A 22,945-nucleotide genomic window follows, 5' to 3' on the forward strand; every position below is an offset into this window, starting at 1 on the left:
ATCAGTTATCCGCGTCGTGCCACACCGCGCCCTCGGGCGCGCCGCGCCCCAGCCGGTCCGGCAGCGGGTCGGTGGAAGCGACGAATTCCAGCGAGACGGAGTTGATGCAGTAGCGCTGGTGCGTCGGCGGCGGGCCATCGTCAAACACGTGGCCTTGATGGCTGCCGCAGCGCGCGCAGCGTATCTCCGTGCGCACCATCCCGTAGCTGGTGTCGCGGATATAGGCCAGGTGGTGTTCGTCGAACGGCGTGGTGAAGCTCGGCCAGCCGGTGCGGCTGTCGAACTTGTTGCCGGCAAGGAACAGCGGCAGGCCGCACAGGCGGCACGCGTAGACGCCCGCGCGCTTTTCCGTGAGTAGCACGCCGCAGAAGGGCGATTCCGTTCCATGATCCAGCAGCACCTTGCGCTCGTCGGCAGTAAGCGCGGCAGCCAGTGCATCGAATTGCTGCGGGGTGGGAGGGGACAGGTCGAAGGTGGAGCGTTGGCTCACGGCGTGATCTCCTCGGCAGACAGTCCCGGGCGGGAAGCCCGGGAGCCCTATGATCGGGGCGAACGCGCCCGGTACAAGGGGTCAGTGCCGACGTTCGCGCGCTTCTTCCTCGGCCACGGTGAGCACGGCCTCGGGCTTGGCTTCCAGGCGAGCCTTGGGGATCGGGTCGCCGCTGTCGTCGGAGTAGCCATAGGTGCCGTCGTCGATCTTCTCCAGTGCGCGCTGGATGTCGTTGACGCGCTGCTCGTCCACGTCGTGCTGGGCCTGGCGCACTTCTTCCTGCGCAAGATCCTGTGCGGAGTCCTCGAACTCCTGGGCTTCGTCACCGTGTTCCTCGGTGAAGGCGCGCTTGCGCGCGTTGACGCTCAGTTCGCCGCCAAGCACCTGGCGTTGCAGCGCTTCCAGGCGCTTGCGTTGTTGCGCGATGAATTCGGGGCTGAGGGACTGCTCGGCGGACATGGCGGACTCCATCGGGAGAGTGCTCCCATAAGCTATGGCACACGCCTCGTTCGTGCGCGGTGAAGGGCAGTGCACCGGCCCGCGAGGACGGGCCGGTGCGGTGCGCTCACCAGCGGTAGGCCACCTTGCCGTAGACATAGGCGCCATTGAAACCGAACGGCGAGAACACCGAGTACGGTAGGGTGCCATTGTTGTCGTTGGCTGGAATGACCCTATCGGGGTAGGTGTTGAAAATATTGTCGCCGCCCAGGGTGAAGGTCCAACGCTCCAGGTTGTAGTTCACGGCCAGGTCGAAGATCCACTTCGCTCCGAAGGTCTGGTCCAGCGCCGCCGTGGTGGAGTTGTACGAGACGAAGTGGTCGTAACGCGTGGCCGTGCCGTTGAAGCTCCAGTGGCCCAGGTTGTAGAGCTCATTGAGGATCAGCTTGCTGCGCGGCGTGGTATCGGCCAGCAGGCCGTACTGGTCGCGCCGGTCGATGCGCTTGAGGTTCACGCCCAGCTGGTCGAGGATGGCCGGGTTGGCCTTGATGTCCGTGACCTTGTTCTTGTTGTAGTTGTAGCTCAGCGTGCTCTGCAGCGAGCCGGCATCGCCGAAGTCGCTCAGGTAGCTCGTCACCAGGTCCAGTCCACGCGTGCGCGTGTTCACCGCATTGGTGAAATAGGCGATGCCGCTGTAGTTGGTATTGGTCACGCCATTGGCGGCCAGATACGCCTGCACGGTGGGCGAGGTGGTGGCCAGGTTGCTCGACAGCGTGATGCGGTTGTCGATGGTGATCTGGTAGATGTCCAGGCTCACGTTGAGCGCATCCAGCGGGTTCCACACCATGCCAAAGGTGAAGTTGCGCGACTTCTCGGGTTCCAGCGGCTCAGCGCCAAGCAGGGTGCCGACTTCGCTGTTCACCGGCACCAGGCCGGTGTTGTAGATGCCCGCCGGCAGGTGCAGCGAGTTGCCCGCGCCGTAGTAAAGCGACGATGTGTAGGAGTAGTGCTGCTGGGCCAGCGACGGTGCGCGGAAGCCGGTGGACGCACTGCCGCGCAGGGCGAAGCGGTCGGTGAAGTCGAAGCGGCCGGCGAGGGCGCCGGAGGTGGTGCTGCCGAAATCGGTGTAATCCTCGTGGCGCACGGCGGCCGAGGCGCTGAAGCGATCGGTCAGATTGGATTCCAGGCTGATGTATTCGGCTACGTCATGGCGGCTGTAGGAGCCGGCGTCGGTGGGCTGGTAGCCGCCGAAACCCTGCGCGCCGCCGGACACGCCCGACTTGCCCGTGTACCACGAAGTGAGGTCGCCGGCGTCGATCTGATACGTCTGGCGCAGGTATTCCGCACCGAAGGCCAGCGTCACCGGGTTGGGCAGCCAGCTGGTGGAGAACTCCTTGGCGATATCCACGTCGAACGACTGCTGCGACGAGTTGAGGATGCCATCGTGGAACTCGGTGGGGCTGTAGCCGAAGTCATGCAGGTACGCGCGGTTCACGCTGTTCTCGGTGGCGTACGACACGCGGTTGCCGCCGTAGTTGCCGCTCACGTCCCAGCGCCAACCGCCCTCCGTCTTGCCGCGGATGCCCACCACCAGCGAGCGGTCGGTGGATTCGGCGTGTTCCAGCGGCAGGTAGCCGTTGGGGTAGATCGACGGCACCGAGTTGCTGTTGGCCAGGTTGCGGAAGAATGCCGGCGAGGTGGTATCGCGGTCGCTGTAGTGGCCGAAGGCGTAGAGCTGCACGTTCGGCGCGATGTCGAACTGCGAGTTCATGAACAGGTTGTGGTCCTTCACCGCCGGGTCGCCAAAGCGCTGCGTGGTGCCTTCCCATGGACGCGTCCGGTTGGGCTCGGAGCGGTTGGTGTAATCCTGGTTGCCATCCTGCAGGGTGAAGCGGATCCAGCCCTTGTCGTCGCTGATCGGGATGCCGAAGCTGGCCGAGCCCTGCCACTGGCGACCGTCACCCGCCGAATACTGGCCGCCGGTAACGTCCACTTCGCCGCCTGTGCCACCTTTCTTCAGCACGATGTTGATCACGCCGGCGATGGCGTCGGAGCCGTACTGGGCGGAAGCGCCATCGCGCAGCACTTCGATATGGTCGATGGCGCCGATGGGAATGGTGTTCAGATCCACCGCCTGCGAACCACGGCCCAGCACGCCATTGGTCAGCAGGATGGCGCCCGGGTGCCAGCGCTTGCCGTCCACCAGCACCAGCACCTGGTCGGGCGACAGGCCGCGCAGCTGCACGGGGCGCTGCGAATCGGCGGTATCGGCGGCGGCGGGGCGCGGGAAAGTCAGCGACGGGATGATGCGTGCCAGCGCCGTGGTCAGTTCGGTGGTGCCGGTCTGCTTCAGTGTCTGCGCGGAGACCACGTCGATTGGTGTGAGCGAGCTGCTTTCGGTGCGATTGTCGGCACGCGTGCCGGTGACGATCACGGTATCGAGCTTCTTGGCGTTCGCGCTGGAAGCCGGTGGTGTGGCGTCCTGTGCGGAGGCCTGCGAGAGGATGGAAAAGAGTGCAACGGCAAGCAGGCTTGGCGCGGCCTTCTGGCCGACGAAGTTCTTATTCATGCGGTGGTTTCCCCAGTCTAATAAGCAGTGACGCAGTGCAACAATTGCAGGCTAGCGATGTTGGTCTGCAAGAGTCAACAGCGGTATAGACGGCCAAACATGTCCAATGAACTTTGGTTTTTTCCTCATAACGACCAAGCATGAGCATGCACGCCAGCGAGGCGGTCGTCGCGTGACGAAAGTGACAGCCGGGCGTCAGGGAGAAGCCGGCGCCGATTTCACCCGCATGGGTGTTGCAAATCGTTACTTGCTGATTTCAAAAGATTTCACGTGCTATTGATGCGGCGCTGAACGACCCTATATCCGGCGGATCGCCGGGAAACCTGTCTTTGTGGGCGCGCGACCCGGCCGGCATGCACCTTCATTCAAGGCGGAACCCATGGCACGCAAGAAGTCGCTTCAGCTGTACCGGAACCTGGGCATCATCGCGCACATCGACGCGGGCAAGACCACGACCACCGAGCGCATCCTGTACTACACGGGCAGGAAGCATCAGATCGTGGACGTGCACGACACCAAGGACGGCAAGGGCTCCACCACCACCGATTACCTGGAGCAGGAGCGCAAGCGCGGCATCACCATCCAGTCGGCGGCGGTGTCCACCGAGTGGAAGGGCCACCAGATCAACCTGATCGATACGCCAGGACACGTCGATTTCACCATCGAGGTGAATCGCAGCCTGCGCGTGCTCGACGGTGCCGTGGTGGTGTTCGATGGCGTGGCCGGCGTGGAACCGCAGACCGAGACCAACTGGCGCCTTGCCGACCAGTACAACGTGCCGCGCCTGTGCTACGTCAACAAGATGGACCGCATCGGCGCGAACTTCGAGCACTGCGTGAAGGGCATCCGCGAGCGCCTGGGTGCCAACGTGCTGCTGTGCCAGGTGCCGCTGGGCAGCCACGACGAATTCATCGGCATGGCCGACCTGGTGGCCGGCGTCGGTTACATCTGGAAGGGCGACGACAAGGACAGCCCGTGGGACACCGTGCCGCTGGACGAGATTGCCGGGCGCGTGAAGTTCTCCGCCGCGGGCGACCAGTCGTGGGTGGCCAACCTTGCCAAGCTGCGCCAGGAAACCCTGGAATATGCGCTGGCGATGGACGATGAAGCCTTCGATCGACTGATCGAAACCGGTGAGTTCGATCCGGAAGTGCTCAAGGCCTGCATTCGCAAGGGCTGCGTGTCCGGCAAGCTGGTACCGGTGTTCTGCGGCTCTTCGTACCGCAACAAGGGCGTGCAGCAGTTGCTGGACGCCGTGATCGACTACCTGCCGTACCCGGGCGAGAACGGTGGCATCGCGCTGGTCGACGAAGATGGCCATGTCACGGGCGAGCAGGGCGTTATCGACGATGCGCCGGCACGGGCATTGGCGTTCAAGGTGATCAACGACCAGTTCGGCACGCTCACCTTCTGCCGCATCTACTCGGGCGTGATCAGCAAGGGCGACACCTTGCTCAACGTCACGCGTGGGCGGAAGGAGCGCATCGGGCGCATCGTGGAAGTGCAGGCCAATGCCACCAAGGAAATCGACGAGGTTCGCGCGGGTGATATCTGCGCGTTCGTGTCACTCAAGGAGACCGAAACCGGCGACTCGCTGTCCGATCCCGCGCATCCGGCCTTGCTGGAGCGCATGCGCTTCCCTGATCCGGTGATCAGCGTGTCGGTGGAGCCCAAGAGCCGCAACGACATCGACAAGCTTTCCACCGCGCTCTACAAGATGGTGAAAGCGGATCCGTCGCTTCGCCTGGAAGTGGACAAGGAAACCGGCCAGACCGTGCTCAAGGGCATGGGCGAGCTGCACCTGGAAGTGACCATCGACCGCATGCGCACTGAGCTGGGCGTGGACGCCATCATGGGCAAGCCCAAGGTGAGCTTCCGCGAGGCGTTCGGCCGCACGATCGAGCACACCTACACGCACAAGAAGCAGTCAGGCGGCTCGGGCCAGTTTGCCGAGGTGACCATGGTGTTCGAGCCGGGCGAAACCGGCACGGGCGTGGTGTTCGCCGACGAGATTGTCGGTGGCCGCGTGCCGCGCGAATTCATCCCGGCGGTGGAGCACGCCGTGGACGTGGAATCCCGCGAGGGTCAGGTGGCCGGTTACGAGGTGGTGGACTTCAAGGCGCGCCTGATCGACGGCAAATACCACGACGTCGATTCGTCCGCGCTGGCCTTCGAAATCGCCACGCGCCAGTGCTTCCGCGAAGCCCAGCGGATGAGCAAGCCCAAGCTGCTGGAGCCGATCATGCGGCTGGAAGTGGTGACTGAAGCCGATTACCTCGGCGATGTCATTGGCGACATCAATCGCCGTCGCGGTTCGGTAAGCGATCAGGGTCAGAAGGGTCCGCAGGCATTCGTGCAAGGCTTCGTGCCGCTGGCGGAAATGTTCGGTTACATCAATTTCCTGCGCTCGGCCACGCGTGGTCGCGGCACCTTCACCATGGAGTTCGATCACTACGAGGAAGTGCCTGCCAACCTGGTGGACACACTGATGGAAAAGGAAGCGAAGGCGAAGTAATTGCCTTCACCGTTGCACCGCGCGGACCGGTGGGCCGGCGGTGCAACGGCATGGCCTGCGCGCAGCCCGGCGGCTGCGCCCGTGCCGACATAGCCATGACATTTGCGACGCCATACTGGCCGGATCAACCGCGGAGGAATCCCCATGGGCAAGACAAGCAAGGCCAAGAGTGACGCTGGCAGCGTCAAGACGCGCCAGAAGGCGGCCCTGAACACGCCCTCGCCGCTGGGCGAAAAGGCGACTCGCGACATCTCGGGCGAGCTCAATGCGCTGCTGTCCGACATCCTGGCCCTGTACCTGAAGACCAAGAATTTCCACTGGCATATGTCCGGCCCGTACTTCCGCGACTACCACCTGCTGCTGGACGAGCAGTCGGACGAGATCTACGCCACGGTGGACCCTATCGCCGAGCGCGTGCGCAAACTGGGCGGCACCACGCTGCGTTCGCTGGGGCACGCCAAGCGCCTTGCGCGCCTGTCCGACAACGATGCGGATTTCGTCACGCCGGATGACATGCTGGCCGAGCTGCGCGAGGACAACCAGCGCCTGGCCGGCTTCATGCGCGCGACCCATGAGTTGTGCGACGAGTACGGCGACGTGGCCACGGCCAGCCTGCTGGAGAACTGGATCGACGAGGCCGAGCGCCGCGTGTGGTTCCTGTTCGAGACGAGTCGCCGCTCGTAAGCAGCCAATGGCCCGTGGCGTGGCACGTCCATGCCACGGGCTTTCTCCCTGGGGCGTGATATTCGCCTGAGCGAGCGTTCATCAACGTCCACGCCCGGTCACATGTGCAACGCATGTGTCTAACAAACGGGGCACCAAGATGGCAGGTGGCGATGCACGAGCGTGCGTCGCGCCCATTCATGTCGTCGAGGAGCGCACCATGCCCAGTCGAGAGCGGGGCCCGTCCAGTCGAGCCGGTGACCTGCATCATTATCCGCAAGGCAGCCATGCCGGGCGCGTGTCACGCAAACAGGCCGAGCAGCATCGCCAGGACCTGCATGACGAGGCGCTGGAGGAAACGTTCCCGGCCAGTGATCCGACGTCACCGTTCGTCCCTGCATTGCCGCGGAAACATCATTGATCGGCACGATGCGTGGGTGGTCGCGATGAACAGGCATCGCGATGGATAGTCTGGTGCGCTGGTGGCAGCACGATCCGTGGACGCGGCTGGGCATGGCTGTCGCGGCGGCGCTGCTGGCCGCGATGGTGTTGCGTCTGCTGGCCTACGCCGTTCTGCGGCGACTGGCCCGGCGTCGTCCGCTGGCCGCTGACTTGCTGGGGCGCGCCAGTGCGCCGATGGAGTGGCTGATACCGCTACTGATGCTGCTGGCCGCGTTGCGCGTGCTGCCGGATGCTGATGTCCTGCCGGCGTTCGTGCTGGTGCAACACGTGCTGCTCATCGCGTTGATGGTCGCCCTGGTATGGCTCGCGCTGCGTTGCCTGGGTGTGCTGGAGCTTGCCGCCATTCACCGGTATCCGGTGGATGTGGCCGACAACCTGGCGGCGCGTCGCATGCTCACCCAGGTGCGCGTGCTTCGGCGGACTGCGGATGTGCTGGTGATCCTGCTGGGTACGTCGGCGATCCTGCTGACGATACCCGGCGTGCGCCAGATCGGCGCCAGCCTGCTGGCGTCGGCGGGCGTGGCAGGGTTGGCGCTCGGTCTTGCCGCCAAGCCGGTGCTGAGCAATCTCATCGCCGGCCTGCAGATTGCGTTGACCCAGCCCATCCGCCTGGATGACGTGGTGATCATCCAGGGCGAATGGGGGCGTATCGAGGAGATCACCGGCAGCTATGTGGTGGTGCGCATCTGGGACGAGCGCCGCATGGTGGTGCCGCTCAACTGGTTCATGGAAAACCCCTTCCAGAACTGGACGCGCAACAGTGCGCAGCTGCTCGGTGCCGTGTTCCTGTGGATGGATTACGGCGTGCCGATCCAGCCGTTGCGTGACGAGTTCGCCCGCCTGTGCCACGAGGCCCCCGAGTGGGATGGGCGTGTCTGCGTGATGCAGGTGACCGATACCAGCGAGCGCGCGGTGCAGTTGCGTGCACTGATGAGTTCCGCCGATTCCGGGCGGAATTTCGACCTGCGGTGCAAGGTGCGCGAGGGCTTGCTTGCCTTCATCAAGGCCAACTACCCGGAGGCGTTGCCGCGCATCCGGGCCGAGTTTGGTCGATCGGGTGATGCGGCCGCCGAAGGCTCAGGCAATGCCGCGCCAGCGGGCCACGATGCCCACTCCCTTGGTGACGGCGCTCGATAGCAGGCGCAGGTCCAGTGGCATGTCGGGACGATGCACGTCCAGCAGCAACGCCACGCGGGTCTGCCCGCTGCGGTTCCAGACTTCGTGCGGGTAGGTGTCGTCCCATAGCAGCTGCTCGCCATTGCCCAGGCGATGCTCTTCGCCGGCGAGCCACAGTACGGCGCCCGGCTGGCCATCCTCGGCCAGTGGTGATTCCAGGTTCAGCTGGTAACGCAGGATGCCGCGAAAAGGGCCGCTGTGCCGCGGGATGTGCTTGCCCGGCGCGAGAAACGACAGCGTGGCTGACAGCACCTCGGGGCAGGCGGTGAGCAGTTCGGCCAGGAACGGGCAGCGCGCCATGTTGGAGGGAACGTCCTGCCCGTAGACCTTGAGCAGCAACATCCGCCAGTCGCGGCCATCGGTGGCGGAGATGGCCGCCTGGGCCGGCATGATCTCGTGGAAACGGGGAATGGGTTCCGCGCTTTCCAGTACGGCCATGGCTTCGCCGCGGATGACCTCCCACGCGTCGTGAAAGCGGCGGGCATCCGGGAAGCAGGCGTCGATATCCAGTACGGGCGGCGTGTTGATGCGGGCGTCGTATAGACGGCGTATGGCCCGTGATGACAGCTCATAGAGCGAATCCATCTTCGGTATTCCCTTTCTTATTGCCCGGTGGGCTCGCCCGCCACGCTGCCGTGCGGCGGCCATCTCCGGCGGCCGATGTGTTGCACGGTAGCGACAGGTATCTCCTCGTCACGTGAACGCATCAGGCCGGCTCCGGTCGACATCGGTCATTTCGGAATGCAGATGAGAAAAACAGTCTTTTTGGCTGTTTTTTCGAGAGATTTTTCTTGTATTTTACGTGACGTCACGTAAAATACGCGCAAATGATGAGGATGCGCCATGGTTGACCCACAAGATCCGGGCACGCTTGCTTTGCCCCTGACGTTCAAGCGTTCGCGAGGGCGTCCGCGCAAGCCCAATGCGCTGACGGCGGCGGAGCGTGCGCGCCGTTACCGGGCAAGAAAGAAAACGATGGCGATGCACGCCGTGTCGTTTGCCGTGCACAGCGAGGTCGTGCGTGAGCGGGACGAGGCGGTATCGCAGGCAAGGCAATTGCGCGCCGAGCTGGAGCGCCTGCTGCAACAGTTGCAGCCGTAAGTCGAAAGCGGCGCGGCGGCAGCTGCTGTCGCGGACGAATCGACAGGCTCGTGGCCGTCCTTGCGACGGCCGCGCGTGTTTGTGTTCCGTCAGGCCTGCAGCAAGGACAGTGCCTGGTGACGTGCCGAGGCGCGCAGTGAGCGGCGCAGCCCCGGATCGTTGGTGGTGCGCGCCAGCACCATGCCGCCCACGCACAGCGACACCATGGATTCTGCGCGGCGGTCGGCATCGCGCACGCCCTTGAGCGCCAGGCGATACACCTCGCTCATGCCGCGGATCAGGTCGGTATAGGCCTGTTGCGGCTCAAGCCCCGCCCGCGCCACATCCGATGGCAGCGCATACAGCGGGCAATGCATGTTGATGTCGTCCAGCACTTCGTCGCTCAGGTACAGATCCACCAGCATGGTGGCCAGCTGGCGCGGGTTTTCGACGGAAAGGCCGCCCCCGGACATCTTGGCGGCGAATGGATTGCAGGTGGCGAAGCTCGCCACCGCGGCGGCGTACAGTTCGTCCTTGCTGTCGAAGTGATGGTAGAACGCGCCGCGGGTGAGTCCGGCGTCGGCCATGATCTGGTCGATGGTGACCTGCTGGAACCCATGGCGGTTGAACAGGCGTCGCGCCGATTCCACGATGCGCGCACGGGTCTGGATCTTGTGTTCAGGGCTATAGGGCATGGCGGATGGCCTCCTGCCTCAAGGTATAGCAGCGCTGCAGAATATGTTCTTTAACATAAATTGCCGCTGTGTATGCTCAGGCGTCGTGAGTGAAAACGCGCGCGAACGGAGGGCTGCATGAAGATCTACTGGATCAGGGCGCAGGCGCCGCGCCGGGTGCTGGCACTGGTAAAACACCTGGGGCTGGATGCGCAGTTCGTCTGGATGGATGCCAAAGTCGGCGCGATGCGCGCGCCGGATTACGCTGCGATCAATCCCAACTGCAAGGCTCCGACGCTGGTCGATGGCGATTTCGTGCTGTGGGAGTCGTCGGCCATCATGGCCTGGCTGTGCAACAAGGCCGGCTCGGACATGTGGCCTTCGCGGCAGCCGGATGAGCAGGTGCAGGTACTGCGCTGGCTGTCATGGAACGACAACCACTGGGCGCGCGCCGTCGGGCCGTTCTACTTCGAGCATGTGGTCAAGGCGACTTTCGGCCTCGGCCCGCCCGATCCCGCCGAGCTGGAGCCGATGATTCCGCAGCTGAAGAGTCTTGCGGTCATCCTGGACAGCTGGCTCGAGGGGCGCGACTTCGTTGCCTGCCATCGCCTCACCATTGCCGATTTCCAGCTCGCCGCCATGGCGTGCGACTGGCGGCGGGCGCAGATGCCGCTGGCAGAGTTTCCCAACATCGTGCGCTGGCTGGATGGGTTGGATCGCTTGCCGGCATGGGCCGATCCATGGCCGGCCCACCCGGTTGACGCCGAGCCCGAGCACGCCTGAATCCGGCATACGCGCATGGGTGGCGCCCAGGCGCAACTCCGTCCGCGGGCGCACGGACAATCGGCACAGGCGAGGCTGCGGTTTTTGCAGTGGAATCCCGGATGATCACCAGGACAGGGAAGGCCGCGATGCGCATCACGTTCCGTCCAGTCGCCTTGCTCGCTACGCTGATGCCGTTCTGTGCGATGGCCGGCGCGCCCGCGCTGGACGTGCAACCGTGGACGCCTGCCGGTATTTCCAGCGACCTGTTCGAGTCACATCCGGCGTTTGATCCGCTGACCGGCGACGTGTACTTCGTACGCAGCTCCAAATCGTTTTCCGGCTGGCGCATCCTCTATTCGCATTGCGACGGCACGCGCTGGAGCAAGCCATTGCCTGCGCCGTTCGCCGGAGCCGGGGTGGAGGCCGATCCCTGGTTCACGCCCGACGGCCACCGCGTGTATTTCATTTCCACGCGCGCCACCGGAAGCACCAAGAGCAAGGATCTGGATATCTGGCGCGTGGATCGCCGGCAGGACGGCCACTGGGAGAAACCGGTGCGCCTGCCGGAGCCGGTGAACTCGGGCGAGGCGGAATGGTTTCCGCGACTGGCGCCCGATGGCTGGCTGTACTTCGGGTCGAACCGCCAGGGCGGCTTGGGCAAGAACGACATCTGGCGCGCCCGCGAATCCGCGCCGGGGCATTGGAAGGTGGAGAATGCCGGCGCGGCGCTCAATACGGCAGGCAACGAGTATGAGGCGCTGCCTTCACCGGATGGCCAATGGCTGGTGCTCAATGCCGATGGTGGGTACTACACGTCGCGCATGGGAGCGAATGGCTGGCAGCCGCGCACCAGGCTGGGCCCCGAGATCAACGTCAACGGCTCGGAAATCGGCGCGCTGTTCTCGCCATCGGGTAAATCGCTGCTGTTCGCGCGGGACACGGGCGAGCCGAAGTCGGGCGAGTTCTTCGTCTGGCATATCGAAGGCAGCGAGGCGTGGCCGCCGACCTGCGGGGCCACGCCTGGTTGAGCGGATCGGTCAGGCCTTGAGCTCGGCCTTCAGTGCGTCCGCCTGCTTCGGGAACCACGGCCCGTTGGTTTCCAGTACGTCGTCGGCCAGTTTCTTCGCTTCGTCATTGCGATGCAGGGCCTTCAGTGCTTTCACGCGCTGAAGCGCGACGGCGAGACGGTTGGCGCCATAGGCCTTGTCGGCTGCCTGAGTCAGGTACGGCAGGGCATCGGCGGGTTTGCCCGCGTCCACCAGGCTGCGGCCGTAGCGATACGCGTAGACGTAATCGTTGGGGTAGGCAGCGATCAGCTTGCGCTGGTAGTCATCCAGTTCAGCGGTGCGCTTGTCGCGCTGCAGGTAGATGCGCAGGTTGTCCGCCAGGTTGCGGTCGCTGGCCAGGTTGTTGCCCAGCCGCTGGCGCGTCTGCGTGATGGCGCGGTCCAGAATCGCGGTGGCCGCCGCCTGATCACCGAGCGCCTCGTCCAGTTCGACGCTGGTCAGCACGGCGCTGCGCTGGTCGGCGCAGGCCGGCGTGGCAACCAGCACCTGGGAATTCACGTAGGTGTCGAGTGGCTTGCGTTGTGCGGCGAGCAGCGTCTTGCGTGCTGCAGCGGGCAGTTTCTCGCTGGAGGCCAGCAGGTGATCGAGCACGTAGGGACGCTGGCAGCCGATGTCTTGCGCCAGCACCTTCTGCGCGGCAGCGATCACGGCGATATCGTCCTTGGCTGTTTCGGCCTTGATCAGCACGAGCTGGTCGAGCGTCACGCCGACACGGGCCTGCTTCTTCGCACTCTGCTGCTGTGCGACGGGCAGGGTGGCGAACCAGTCCAGGCCACCGCTGCCTTCGGAGCGGGCCTGATAGGCCTCCAGCACGTTGGCGACATCGTCGACGGTGCCCTTGGCGGCCTTTTGTTTCAGGCCATCGAGCGTGTCGCCGGTGGCGAGGATGGCGTTGATCTTCGGATAGAACTTCTCGCGCGGCTGCTCCGCCGTGATGCGGCCCAGTTCATTGCCATGCGCGTCCAGCACCACGTAGCTGGGCAGGAACGATGCATTGAGCTTCTTCATCCATGCCTGGCCGTCCGGCGAATCCGCGTCGGCCTCGACCACGATGGCCTTGCGCTCCACCGCTTCCCACTCCTTGCCGTTCAATACATGGCTGGCCATGTAGTAGCAGGAGTAACACCACACGGCCTGGAAATCGAGAATCACCGGGCGGTGTTGTTCCGCCGAGGCCTTTAGTGCTTCGTCGATGGTCAGCGGCGCGCGGGTTTCCGCGGCATGCAGGCCAAGGGCCGACGAGGCCATCAGCGTGGCGACAAGCAAGGCGGCTTTCCTGCGGGGAAGGGTGTTGGGCATGGTCGAGGTCCCTGGTTTGCGGTGGCATTCATGGGTGGGAGGGATGGCCTTGCGGCCACCCCTCCCGATGCAGGCACGAGGGGATGCCTGCATCGACACGGTCTCGTCAGTAGTCGTAGCTCGCGGTCAGGCGCACATAGCGCGGCTGCTGGCGATCCACGGCCGAGCCGTACAGCGGATCAGGCGTGCCCGGCGAGATCTGGTAGTACGGGTAGGCGTTGACGATGGTCTGCGAGTTGAACAGGTTGAACACATTGAGCGAGAAGCTCAGCTTGTGGTCGGCGAAGGCAGGGCTATAGGCCACACCTGCATCCACCGTCTTGATCCACGGCAGGCGATGCGTGCCCGGAGGCGATGGCTGGCCACCGCACCAGTGGTAGTAGCTGCCGTAGCCATTCGGGTCGGTCTGGTCCGGTCCGTAGAAGCCCAGGCAGTTGCGCGGGTTGCCCGAGACCAGCGAGATGTCACCCGACACCTGCCATTCCGGGTTGATCTGGTAGTAACCGAACGCCTTCAGCTGGTGCGTGTGGTCGTTGCTCTGCGCGCCGTTGCTGTTGACCATCAGCGAGGGGAAATCCCAGTCGATGCTGGTGGACGCGGCGGTCTGCTGGATGTCCGAACGCAGCTGGCCTTCCGTATCGCCGTAGCTGCGCGAGAACACGTAGTCGACCTTGCCATACCAGTGGCCGTCGAACGGGTGTTCCAGGAAGGTTTCCAGCGCATAGTACTTGCGCTTGAGCGGCGGGAAGCTCATTTCCGCATTGCTCAGCGACACGCTGCGATAGGCACCGGTGTCGTCGACCACGGTGAAGGTGTTGGCGCGACCCGGGTTGATCAGGTAGCAGCTGTTGGTGGCGCTCACCGTGTAACCGAGCTGGGCGGCCTTGTTTTCGATGGTGGGCACATCGCAATAGTCGTCGATGGCGTTGCGCAGGATGCGCTGCGTCAGCTTGGCGCCGTAGACCCAGTTGGTGCCCAGCGTCTTGCTGAAGCCGAGGATGAACTCATCCTGGTACTCCGGCCGGATGTTCTGCGCGGTCACCGTCTTCGGGTCGGGCAGAACGCCATAGGTGTTGTTGGAGGACACCGGCTTGGAGAACGCCGTCAGTCCGATAGGTGTGCCATCGGCCGCGATGCCGCTATAGGTAAAGTACTGCTGGGTGGACACATACGCGCCGGCGGCGTTGAGCGCCGGGTTCAGCGGCAGGCCCAGGTAATAGCGGCCGGCATTGCCGTAGACCTTGAAGCTGGAGTCGCCGTTTACGTCCCAGCTGAAGCCAAGGCGTGGCGCCCATTGCGCGCTGTGCTGGCGGATGTAGGCATCGCCGTTGGCGTTGTAATCGGTGAACTGGTCGTTGCGCAGGCCCAGCGACAGCAGCCAGCGATCAGTCACCTGCCACTTGTCTTCGATGTACTGCGCGCGCTGCGCCGAGCGCACGCTGGCGATGGAGTTGTTGACGTGCTGGATCGCGTAATAGCGCGAGCCACCGTTCGGATAGTTGGCCGGTGCACCCACGCCGAGGCTGGGAATCAGCGCGACGCCCGGCGTGGTGGTGTACTCGTAATCCCAGTAATAGCCATTGCCGGAGTTCTGGCTGCCCTGGTCGATAGCACGGGAGTTCTGGTTGTCGATACCTGCCGAGATCGTGTGCGAGCCCAGCTGGTAAGTCAGGTCGATGCGCAGGTTGTCGGTGGTGTTGTGGCGGTTGGGGTTGAACAGCGACTGCGTGGTCTGGTTGTTGCCGATCGGAATGCCGCCGTTGAGAGCAGGGTTCTGATTGGCGATATAGGTGAGATAGGTCAGGCTACCGTCGTAATTGCCCGGCACGTCGTAATTGAGCAGCTTCATCTTGCCGTAGGTGGCCGTGAAGGTCAGGGCATCGGTGATATAGCTGGTGAACTTGGCCGTGTAGAGATCGCCGCCGGTCTTGATGCGGTCGTCCTGGTTCACGTAGCTGCCGCGCGACAGCGTGGTGTAGTCGTAATCGTAGATGGTGCCGGACTTCTCCAGCTTGTTGGACGCGCCGGTGATTTCCAGGATGTTGCTGTCGGTGATGTTCCAGTCCAGCTTCGCGTACCACTTGGGCGACTTGTACGTGTAATCCACGTACGGCTTGGCGTTGGACACATCGTTGACCGTGTTGCCTTCCTGCTTGGTCGCTTCCGCGGACACGAACAGGAACAGCTTGTCCTTGATCAGCGGGCCACCGATGTAAGCGTCATAGGTGGTGACCCACTGGTGATTGCGGCTGTTGGGGTCGTACAGGCCGCCGGCCACCGGCGAGGCGGGCAGGCCATTGGTGTAATAGGTGTTGGTGCCGTCTGCCTGCGCGAATGCCGGCTGCCACAGCACCTGGCCACCGAAGTGCCATTCGTTGGTGCCGCGCTTGCCCACCATGTTGATCACGCCGCCGTCGGAGCGGCCGTACTGCGCGCTGTAGCCGCCGGTATAGATTTCCTGCTGCTCGATGGAGCCATAGGGCAGGGTGAGGCCGCCCATGCCGCGCTGAGGATCGGTGGTGTTGAATCCGTTGATGTAGTAAGCGTTTTCACTCGCGGCCGAGCCGCCGAAGCTCACCAGCGACTGCCCCGTGGGGCCGGTGTAACCGCCGCTGTTGCCCGTGACGCCCGGTGCCAGCAGCGCAATGGCCTCGGCCGAGCGCGCCAGCGGAAGGCGTGCCAGTTCATCGGCGGTGATGACGGTGCGCGAGTCGATGGCGGTCACGTCGATAGCCGGCGTGGTGTTGGCCGACACGCTCACGGCGCCCAGGTTCTTGGCGGCCGGCTCGAACGACACTTCCGTTCCTGAGCCCACGCGCAGGGAAATGTCGTTGCGCGTATCCACCACGTTGCCATCGTGCAGCAGCGAGACGGTATAGGTGCCCAGCGGCAGTTCGGTGGCGCTGTAGCGGCCCCGGTTGTCGACGTTGACCGTGCGCGAAATGCCGGTGCTGCTCTTGATCAGTACCGACTCGCCGGTATTGGCGGGTACCTGGCCGAAGATGCTGCCGGTGGTGGATTGGGCGAACACCGGCGCGGCGCCCAGCGCCAGCAGGGTGGTCAGTGCAGCCGCCAGCGGGCGCGGCGAAACGGAAAAGTGTCTGTTCAAAGTCGGTTCTCGAAAATCCGGGTAGCGGGTGTCGCCACCGCGCGCATCCATGCGCAGCGAGGAAGCCTGGGCTTCCGCTTCGGTGGCAACGTTCGGAGAAGTGGCCCCTTGACCAGGTTGGGGATACCTGGTGCCACGAAGACACCGGCGCCTGCCAGCGTCGATGTCATTGGGTGGGGTTATGTAAACCCGAGCTTGGAACGATTGAAAGACTCCGACAGATGGCCATTTCTCATGTCGGAAGAACCGATGGTTATAAGCCGCGCCGCGTCTGGGCTGCGGGGCGCCGCGCGTCCAAAAAAAAAGCCCGGCCCTGCGCGCCGTGAGGGGTTCGGCAACGCAGTTCCGGGCTTTGGAGCAGTTCTCGTCAGGCGGCGACGCTTTCCTTCGCGGGCTCGTCCACCGGCAGGCGGATCAGGTAATCGAAGGCGCTCAGCGAAGCCTTGGAGCCTTCGCCCATGGCGATGATGATCTGCTTGTACGGCACGGTGGTGACGTCGCCGGCAGCGAACACGCCGGGCACCGAGGTCTCGCCACGCACGTCCACTTCGATCTCGTTGCGCGGCGACAGCTGGAGGGTGCCCTTCAGCCAGTCGGTGTTGGGCAGCAGGCCGATCTGCACGAACACGCCTTCCAGTGCCACCTGGTGCGACTGGCCGCTGCTGCGGTCGGTGTAGTTCAGTGCCGTCACCTTCTGGCCGTCGCCCAGCACCTCGGTGGTCTGCGCATTGAGGATGATGTCGACGTTCGGCAGGCTGCGCAGCTTGCGCTGCAGGACTTCGTCCGCACGCAGCTTGCTGTCGAACTCCAGCACGGTGACGTGGCCCACGATGCCGGCAAGGTCGATGGCTGCCTCAACACCGGAGTTGCCGCCACCGATCACCGCCACGCGCTTGCCCTTGAACAGCGGGCCGTCGCAGTGCGGGCAATAGGTGACGCCCTTGTTGCGGTATTCCTGCTCGCCCGGCACGTTCATGTTGCGCCAGCGCGCACCGGTGGAAATGATTACCGTCTTCGCCTTCAGCGTGGCGCCGCTGGCGAGGCGGACTTCATGCAGGCCACCTTCGCGGGTGGCGGGGATCAGCTGCTCGGCGCGCTGCAGGTTCATCACGTCCACGTCGTATTCGTGCACGTGCTGTTCCAGTGAGGCGGCCAGCTGCGGGCCCTCGGTGTACGGCACCGAGATGAAGTTCTCGATGGCCATGGTGTCCAGCACCTGTCCGCCGAAGCGCTCGGCGGCGACGCCGGTGCGGATGCCCTTGCGTGCGGCATAGATGGCTGCCGCGGCGCCGGCGGGGCCACCACCGACGACCAGCACGTCGAACGCTGCCTTGGCGTTGAGGCGTTCGGCAGCACGCTCGCCGGCGTTGGTGTCCAGGCGGGCGGCAATCTGTTCGATCGACATGCGGCCGGTATCAAAGAATTCGCCGTTGAGGAACACGGTGGGCACGGCCATCACCTGGCGCTCTGTCACTTCGTCCTGGAACAGCGCACCGTCCACCGCCACATGCTTGATGTTGGGGTTGAGCACGCTCATCAGGTTCAGCGCCTGCACCGTGTCCGGGCAGCTGTGGCAGGAGAGCGACATGAAGGTCTCGAAGCGGTACTCGCCGTCGAGGTTGCGCACCTGTTCGATCACTTCCTGGGTGGCCTTGGACGGATGGCCGCCCACCTGCAGCAAGGCCAGCACCAGCGAGGTGAATTCATGACCCATGGGGATGCCGGCGAAGCTCACGCCAACATCCGTGCCGACGCGGTTGATGGCGAACGACGGCTTGCGCGCCGCCGTGCCGTCAAGGCGCAGCGAAATCTTGTTGGAGAGCGGGGCGATGTCTTCCAGCAGGGCTTTCAGCTCCTGCGAGCTCGCGCCGCTGTCCAGGGTAGCCACCAGCTCGATGGGGTGAACGACCTTTTCGAGGTAAGCCTGCAATTGGGACTTCAGATCGGCATCCAGCATGGGTGACTCCGTGGTTTATTCAGGGTGAGCGCCGCTTGCACCCAGGCGTTGCCGGGCGTTGCGCGTCTTCGAATCGGGGGAGGTTGGACCCGGCGGGGTGCCGGGTCCGATGCGGCCCGATGCAGCGGGCCGCCAGACGGTAAAGCAGGTATTGCTTAGATCTTGCCGACAAGGCTGAGCGACGGCTTCAGCGTCTTGTCGCCTTCCTGCCACTTGGCCGGGCACACTTCACCCGGGTGGGCGGCAACGTACTGCGCGGCCTTGACCTTGCGCAGCAGCTCGGAAGCCGAACGGCCGATGCCGTTGTCGTGGATTTCGCACAGCTTGATCTGGCCTTCCGGGTTGATCAGGAAGGTGCCGCGCAGGGCCAGGCCCTCTTCTTCGATCATCACGTCGAAGTTGCGGGTGATGGCACCGGTCGGATCGCCGATCAGGGTGTACTTCACCTTGCCGATCGCTTCGGACGTGTCATGCCATGCCTTGTGGGCGAAATGCGTGTCGGTGGACACGCCGTAGACTTCGACGCCCAGCTTCTGGAACTGCTCGTAATGATCGGCAAGATCTTCCAGTTCGGTCGGGCACACGAAGGTGAAATCGGCGGGGTAGAACACCACCACGGACCACTTGCCCTTCAGCGAGGCATCGGTCACTTCGATGAACTGGCCATCCTTGAAAGCATTGGCCTTGAACGGTTTGATTTCGGTATTGATCAACGACATCGTTGTTTTTCCGTTGGTTGTGGTTGGTGAAGCCCAAAGAATACGGGCTTTGGGTCGATAGGTCTAATTGATTGTTGGGATGGTGCTAATTGATGGTGGCTATGGATGGTCTCCCGGCCATGCCGCCGGCATCGCTCATCCGGGCTGCCTTACCGATGTAGTGGCGTGCCCGGCGCTTGCAAGGCGGCGCGACGATCCGCCCCGGTTGTCTGGATGCCGGTTGTCCGGATGATTCGATGCGCCGTCGTGATGAATGTTCCCGACGCATGCGAACCATGAAACGCCCGGCGTCTTGCCAGCGCGTGACAGGTTCGCCAAAGCCTTCGCCGCTAACAGCGGCAACGTGATCGACTCGTGATGATTCGTGTGTTTGCGCAAAGGCGTTACACGAATCGTGCAATAGACGAAAGACATCACGTTCAAGCATTGACTAGGGCCTGTTGAAACTTGTACCTAGACAATGACGGTCAAGCCCTGCGACGCCCGCCAGACACGTCTCCTTGGCGTCGATTGGTCTGTTTGCTTGCAAGCATCTCTTCACTTGGCAACGGTGGTTGTGATGGTGGCATTGGCGACGGAATACGTGATCGACGTTCATCACTGGAACGACAGTCTCTTCAGCTTTCGCACAACACGCGATCCGGGATTCCGGTTCGACAGCGGTCACTTCGTCATGCTGGGCCTGGAAGTGGAAGGCAAGCCGCTGATGCGCGCCTATTCGATCGCCAGTGCCAACTACGAGGAGCACCTGGAATTCGTCAGCATCAAGGTGCCCAACGGCCCGCTGACGTCCCGCCTGCAGCACCTCAAGCCCGGCGACCCCATCATCGTCAGTCGCAAGCCCACCGGCACGCTGGTGCTGAACGACCTCAAGCCCGGCAAGCATCTCTACCTGCTGGGCACCGGCACGGGGCTGGCGCCCTTCCTCAGCATCATCCGCGATCCGGAAACCTACGAACGTTTCGACAAGGTGGTACTGGCGCATGGCGTTCGTCGCGTCAGTGACCTGGTCTTCGCCGAATACCTGGAACAACAGTTGCCGCGTCACGAGTACCTGGGCGATCTGGTACGCGAGAAGCTGGTCTATTACCCCAGCGTCACGCGGGAGCCCTTTCGTCATCGCGGGCGTCTCACGGATGCGATCGTGGATGCGCGGATGAGCGACTACGCCGGACTGCCGCCACTGAATCCCGCCACGGACCGGGTGATGCTGTGCGGCGGACAGGAGATGCTCGACGACAGCAGCGCCCTGCTGGACGGGCGTGGCTTCCAGATATCGCCGCGCACGCGCGAGCCGGGAGATTACGTGATCGAGCGTGCCTTCGTTGAACGTTGAAGGCATGCATGCAGGAGGCAGGACGGATCGGGTGCGTCCGGTGACCTCACCGGATCCGCACGAGCACGTCGGCTAAGGCAGTGTCGTTGCCGCGCAAAGCCATGGCAGGCGCGTGTACCACCCACAAAGCGTCTGGATAGAGGCTCCGGTAGCCCCGAGGAGAGTCCGTCGTGTACGAGTTGCTGAGTACCAACGATGCATCGGCGCAGTTGCGCCAGTGGGACATGCCAGGCCATCGGCTGGCCGATGGCAGTGAGGTGCGGCCGTCATTGGGGGTGGATGCGCGTACCATCGGCTTCATGGCCGGGGCATCGGCACCTGAATCCTCGGTCGGCGAGATGAGCCGTGCCTTGCGGCAACCGGTTCTGGTGGATTTGGCCACCATGGAAGGACGCCGCGAGCGCGGTGCGTATCCCCTTCCGGTGGTGGCGGAGACCGTGCGATGAGCATGCAACGTCTTTCCATACTTGGCTCGACCGGCTCCATCGGCACCAGCACGCTGGATGTGGTGGCGCGTCATCCGGACCGCTTCCGCGTCTATGCACTCACAGCACACCGGCAGATCGACCGGCTGTTCGAGCAATGCCGCGCCTTCCTGCCGGAGGTGGCTGTGGTGGCCGACGCCGAAGGCGCTGCGGAACTGGAGCAGCGCCTGCGCGCCGCGCGCCTTTCCACCGAAGTGGCCTACGGACCGCAGGCCCTGAGCGTGGTGGCGGGCGCGCCACGCTGCGACACCGTGGTCGCAGCCATCGTGGGTGCGGCTGGCCTGGCGTCATCGCTGGCGGCGGCACGCGCGGGCAAGAAGATCCTGTTGGCGAACAAGGAGGCGCTGGTGATGTCCGGCGCGCTGTTCATGCGCACCGTGGCCGAGCATGGCGCCACGTTGTTGCCGCTGGACAGCGAGCACAACGCCATTTTCCAGTGCCTTGGAACCGGGGCATGCCGCAGCGCGAGTGGTGGCGTGGAGAGGCTGATCCTGACCGCTTCGGGCGGCCCGTTCCTGCATCGGGAGCTGGATACGCTGGATGACGTCACGCCCGACCAGGCCTGCAAACACCCCAACTGGGTGATGGGGCGCAAGATATCGGTCGACTCCGCCACCATGATGAACAAGGGGCTGGAGGTGATCGAGGCGCGCTGGTTGTTCGACATGCCGCCCGAGCGCATCGAGGTGTTGATCCATCCGCAGAGCGTGATCCATTCCATGGTGACGTTTGCCGACCAGTCGGTGCTGGCGCAGCTGGGCAACCCGGACATGCGCACGCCGATTGCGCACGCCATGGCGCATCCCGAACGCGTGGATTCCGGCGTGGCGCCGCTGGATCTCACCCGCATGGCCAACCTGAGTTTCCACGCGCCGGACCTGGTGCGTTTCCCGTGCCTGCGGCTGGGGCTGCAGGTATTGCGTGACGGTTGCGCCGCCAGCGTGACGCTGAACGCTGCCAACGAAGTGGCGGTGGATGCCTTTCTGCGCGAGCAGATCCGCTTCACCGATATCGCCCGGGTGGTCGAACGCACGCTGGAACGTTTGCCCGCGCTGGCTCCGTCGGCAACGCTGGATGACATTCTTGCCGCCGACGATCTTGCGCGTGTGGTGTCGCGTCAGATCATGACGCAACTGCCGGCTGCCCATGTCGTAGCGGCGATCAACCCTTGATGCGTTGGGGAGATGAGCGAGTGAGTGAAGCAATTCAGCTGAAGGCCACATCATCCGGCCTCTCCGTGAAGCCGGAACCGCTGGATGTGTGGATGCCACAGATCCTGCAGCGCACCGAGCGCGCGCTGGAGCGCTGCCTGCCGGCTGCCGATGCGGTGCCGGCGACGCTGCATGAAGGCATGCGATATGCCACGCTGGGCGGAGGCAAACGCCTGCGCGCACTGCTGTGCCACGCGGCCGGCGAGCTGGTGGATGCCGATTCGCTCCTTCTGGACGGCGCGGCCAGCGCCATCGAAATGATCCACGCCTACTCGCTGGTGCATGACGATCTTCCCGCGATGGACAACGACCTGCTGCGTCGCGGGCAGCCGACCGTGCATGTGCGCTATGGCGAGGCGATGGCCATCCTGGTGGGGGATGGTCTGCAGGCACAGGCTTTTGCCGTGATCGGCGACTTGCCGGCCACGCCGCCGCAACAGGTGGCGCTGCTGCGGGAGCTGGCCAGCGCGAGCAGTTCGCAGGGCATGGTGGGCGGGCAGGCGATCGATCTGGAAAGTGTGGGGCACGTCCTTTCGCGCGAGCAACTCGAGCGCATGCACCGGCTCAAGACCGGTGCCTTGCTGCGTGCGGCAGTCTTCATGGGGGCGCATTGCGGGCCCATGCCACTGTCCCCGGAACTGCATGCCGCGCTGGATCATTACCAGCGCGCCGTGGGGTTGGCCTTCCAGGTGGTCGACGACATTCTCGATGTCACCACGGATGCCGCCACGCTGGGCAAGACGCCCGGCAAGGATGCCCAGGACAACAAGCCTACCTACGTCTCGCTGCTCGGGCTGGACGCGTCACGCGCGCTGGCGGAAAAGCTGGGTGATCGTGCGCGTGAGGCACTGCGTCCGCTGGGCGCGCGGGCAACGCACCTGCACGACCTCGCCGGCATGGTGGTGCACCGCATTCGCTGATCGTGGTCGC

Annotated in this window: 19 protein-coding genes; 10 read left to right on the plus strand and 9 right to left on the minus strand. The window is 64.1% G+C overall.

All coding sequences use genetic code 11. The annotated features are described in order from the left end of the window. Position 1: 1 nt before the first annotated feature. The 3 genes from msrB to H8F01_RS19200 form a co-directional block, all read right to left on the minus strand. On the minus strand, positions 2 to 490 hold the full coding sequence (msrB, locus tag H8F01_RS19190; protein WP_187056620.1) for a peptide-methionine (R)-S-oxide reductase MsrB: 489 nt from the start codon (positions 488 to 490) through the stop codon (positions 2 to 4). An 81-nt stretch (positions 491 to 571) separates the two neighbouring features. Next, a complete protein-coding gene (locus H8F01_RS19195) occupies positions 572 to 949 on the minus strand; it encodes a TraR/DksA family transcriptional regulator (RefSeq protein ID WP_187056621.1) in 378 nt (125 codons plus the stop codon). A gap of 106 nt (positions 950 to 1,055) precedes the next feature. Continuing rightward, on the minus strand, positions 1,056 to 3,497 hold the full coding sequence (locus H8F01_RS19200; protein WP_187056622.1) for a TonB-dependent receptor plug domain-containing protein: 2,442 nt from the start codon (positions 3,495 to 3,497) through the stop codon (positions 1,056 to 1,058). 379 nt (positions 3,498 to 3,876) lie between these two features. On the opposite strand from H8F01_RS19200, the gene fusA reads away from it, so the two are divergent. The 3 genes from fusA (at position 3,877) to H8F01_RS19215 (ending at position 8,274) form a co-directional block, all read left to right on the plus strand. After that, a complete protein-coding gene (fusA, locus tag H8F01_RS19205) occupies positions 3,877 to 6,012 on the plus strand; it encodes an elongation factor G (protein WP_187056623.1) in 2,136 nt (711 codons plus the stop codon). A 144-nt stretch (positions 6,013 to 6,156) separates the two neighbouring features. Further along, entirely contained in the window at positions 6,157 to 6,696 is a 540-nt protein-coding gene (locus tag H8F01_RS19210) for a Dps family protein (RefSeq protein WP_187056624.1), read from the plus strand. A gap of 441 nt (positions 6,697 to 7,137) precedes the next feature. Continuing rightward, positions 7,138 to 8,274: a mechanosensitive ion channel family protein gene (locus H8F01_RS19215; RefSeq protein ID WP_187056625.1), complete on the plus strand. Its 1,137-nt coding sequence runs from the start codon at positions 7,138 to 7,140 to the stop codon at positions 8,272 to 8,274. Here the strand turns inward: H8F01_RS19215 and H8F01_RS19220 are convergent. Next, positions 8,215 to 8,898 carry an aspartyl/asparaginyl beta-hydroxylase domain-containing protein gene (locus tag H8F01_RS19220; RefSeq protein ID WP_187056626.1) on the minus strand — a complete coding sequence of 228 codons (684 nt, stop codon included), beginning with the start codon at positions 8,896 to 8,898 and terminating at the stop codon, positions 8,215 to 8,217. The two genes, H8F01_RS19215 and H8F01_RS19220, sit on opposite strands and share 60 nt — an antisense overlap. A gap of 258 nt (positions 8,899 to 9,156) precedes the next feature. Between H8F01_RS19220 and H8F01_RS19225 the strand changes: the two genes are divergently transcribed. After that, positions 9,157 to 9,414 (plus strand): hypothetical protein, encoded by a 258-nt coding sequence (locus H8F01_RS19225; protein WP_187056627.1) that lies wholly within the window; start codon positions 9,157 to 9,159, stop codon positions 9,412 to 9,414. An 89-nt stretch (positions 9,415 to 9,503) separates the two neighbouring features. On the opposite strand, the gene H8F01_RS19230 is transcribed toward H8F01_RS19225, so the two are convergent. Continuing rightward, positions 9,504 to 10,088 carry a TetR/AcrR family transcriptional regulator gene (locus H8F01_RS19230; protein ID WP_187056628.1) on the minus strand — a complete coding sequence of 195 codons (585 nt, stop codon included), beginning with the start codon at positions 10,086 to 10,088 and terminating at the stop codon, positions 9,504 to 9,506. Positions 10,089 to 10,205: 117 nt separating this feature from the next. Here H8F01_RS19230 and H8F01_RS19235 point away from each other — a divergent pair, with 117 nt between their 5' ends. Together H8F01_RS19235 and H8F01_RS19240 are read left to right on the plus strand one after the other, a co-directional pair. Continuing rightward, a complete protein-coding gene (locus H8F01_RS19235; protein WP_187056629.1) occupies positions 10,206 to 10,850 on the plus strand; it encodes a glutathione S-transferase family protein in 645 nt (214 codons plus the stop codon). A 128-nt stretch (positions 10,851 to 10,978) separates the two neighbouring features. After that, positions 10,979 to 11,860 (plus strand): TolB-like translocation protein, encoded by an 882-nt coding sequence (locus tag H8F01_RS19240; RefSeq protein WP_187056630.1) that lies wholly within the window; start codon positions 10,979 to 10,981, stop codon positions 11,858 to 11,860. A gap of 9 nt (positions 11,861 to 11,869) precedes the next feature. On the opposite strand, the gene H8F01_RS19245 is transcribed toward H8F01_RS19240, so the two are convergent. The 4 genes from H8F01_RS19245 to ahpC form a co-directional block, all read right to left on the minus strand. Further along, on the minus strand, positions 11,870 to 13,198 hold the full coding sequence (locus H8F01_RS19245; RefSeq protein ID WP_187056631.1) for a thioredoxin family protein: 1,329 nt from the start codon (positions 13,196 to 13,198) through the stop codon (positions 11,870 to 11,872). Between the two features lie 106 nt (positions 13,199 to 13,304). After that, the gene (locus tag H8F01_RS19250; protein ID WP_238481057.1) at positions 13,305 to 16,307 is read right to left on the minus strand and encodes a TonB-dependent receptor; all 3,003 of its coding nucleotides are present in this window, start codon (positions 16,305 to 16,307) and stop codon (positions 13,305 to 13,307) included. 367 nt (positions 16,308 to 16,674) lie between these two features. Next, the gene (gene ahpF, locus H8F01_RS19255; protein WP_187056633.1) at positions 16,675 to 18,264 is read right to left on the minus strand and encodes an alkyl hydroperoxide reductase subunit F; all 1,590 of its coding nucleotides are present in this window, start codon (positions 18,262 to 18,264) and stop codon (positions 16,675 to 16,677) included. A gap of 155 nt (positions 18,265 to 18,419) precedes the next feature. Further along, complete coding sequence (gene ahpC, locus H8F01_RS19260; RefSeq protein ID WP_187056634.1) at positions 18,420 to 18,983, minus strand: alkyl hydroperoxide reductase subunit C; 564 nt, start codon at positions 18,981 to 18,983, stop codon at positions 18,420 to 18,422. Positions 18,984 to 19,539: 556 nt separating this feature from the next. On the opposite strand from ahpC, the gene H8F01_RS19265 reads away from it, so the two are divergent. The 4 genes from H8F01_RS19265 to H8F01_RS19280 all read left to right on the plus strand — a co-directional run bounded on the left by H8F01_RS19265 (position 19,540) and on the right by H8F01_RS19280 (position 22,935). Then, positions 19,540 to 20,319: a ferredoxin--NADP reductase gene (locus tag H8F01_RS19265; RefSeq protein WP_425490121.1), complete on the plus strand. Its 780-nt coding sequence runs from the start codon at positions 19,540 to 19,542 to the stop codon at positions 20,317 to 20,319. Between the two features lie 170 nt (positions 20,320 to 20,489). Then, on the plus strand, positions 20,490 to 20,765 hold the full coding sequence (locus H8F01_RS19270) for a hypothetical protein (RefSeq protein WP_187056635.1): 276 nt from the start codon (positions 20,490 to 20,492) through the stop codon (positions 20,763 to 20,765). A 2-nt stretch (positions 20,766 to 20,767) separates the two neighbouring features. Continuing rightward, positions 20,768 to 21,976 (plus strand): 1-deoxy-D-xylulose-5-phosphate reductoisomerase, encoded by a 1,209-nt coding sequence (ispC, locus tag H8F01_RS19275; protein WP_187059380.1) that lies wholly within the window; start codon positions 20,768 to 20,770, stop codon positions 21,974 to 21,976. 20 nt (positions 21,977 to 21,996) lie between these two features. After that, positions 21,997 to 22,935 (plus strand): polyprenyl synthetase family protein, encoded by a 939-nt coding sequence (locus H8F01_RS19280; RefSeq protein ID WP_238481059.1) that lies wholly within the window; start codon positions 21,997 to 21,999, stop codon positions 22,933 to 22,935. Positions 22,936 to 22,945 lie beyond the last annotated feature (10 nt).

This window comes from Dyella telluris, assembly GCF_014297575.1.
GTDB lineage: Bacteria > Pseudomonadota > Gammaproteobacteria > Xanthomonadales > Rhodanobacteraceae > Dyella > Dyella telluris.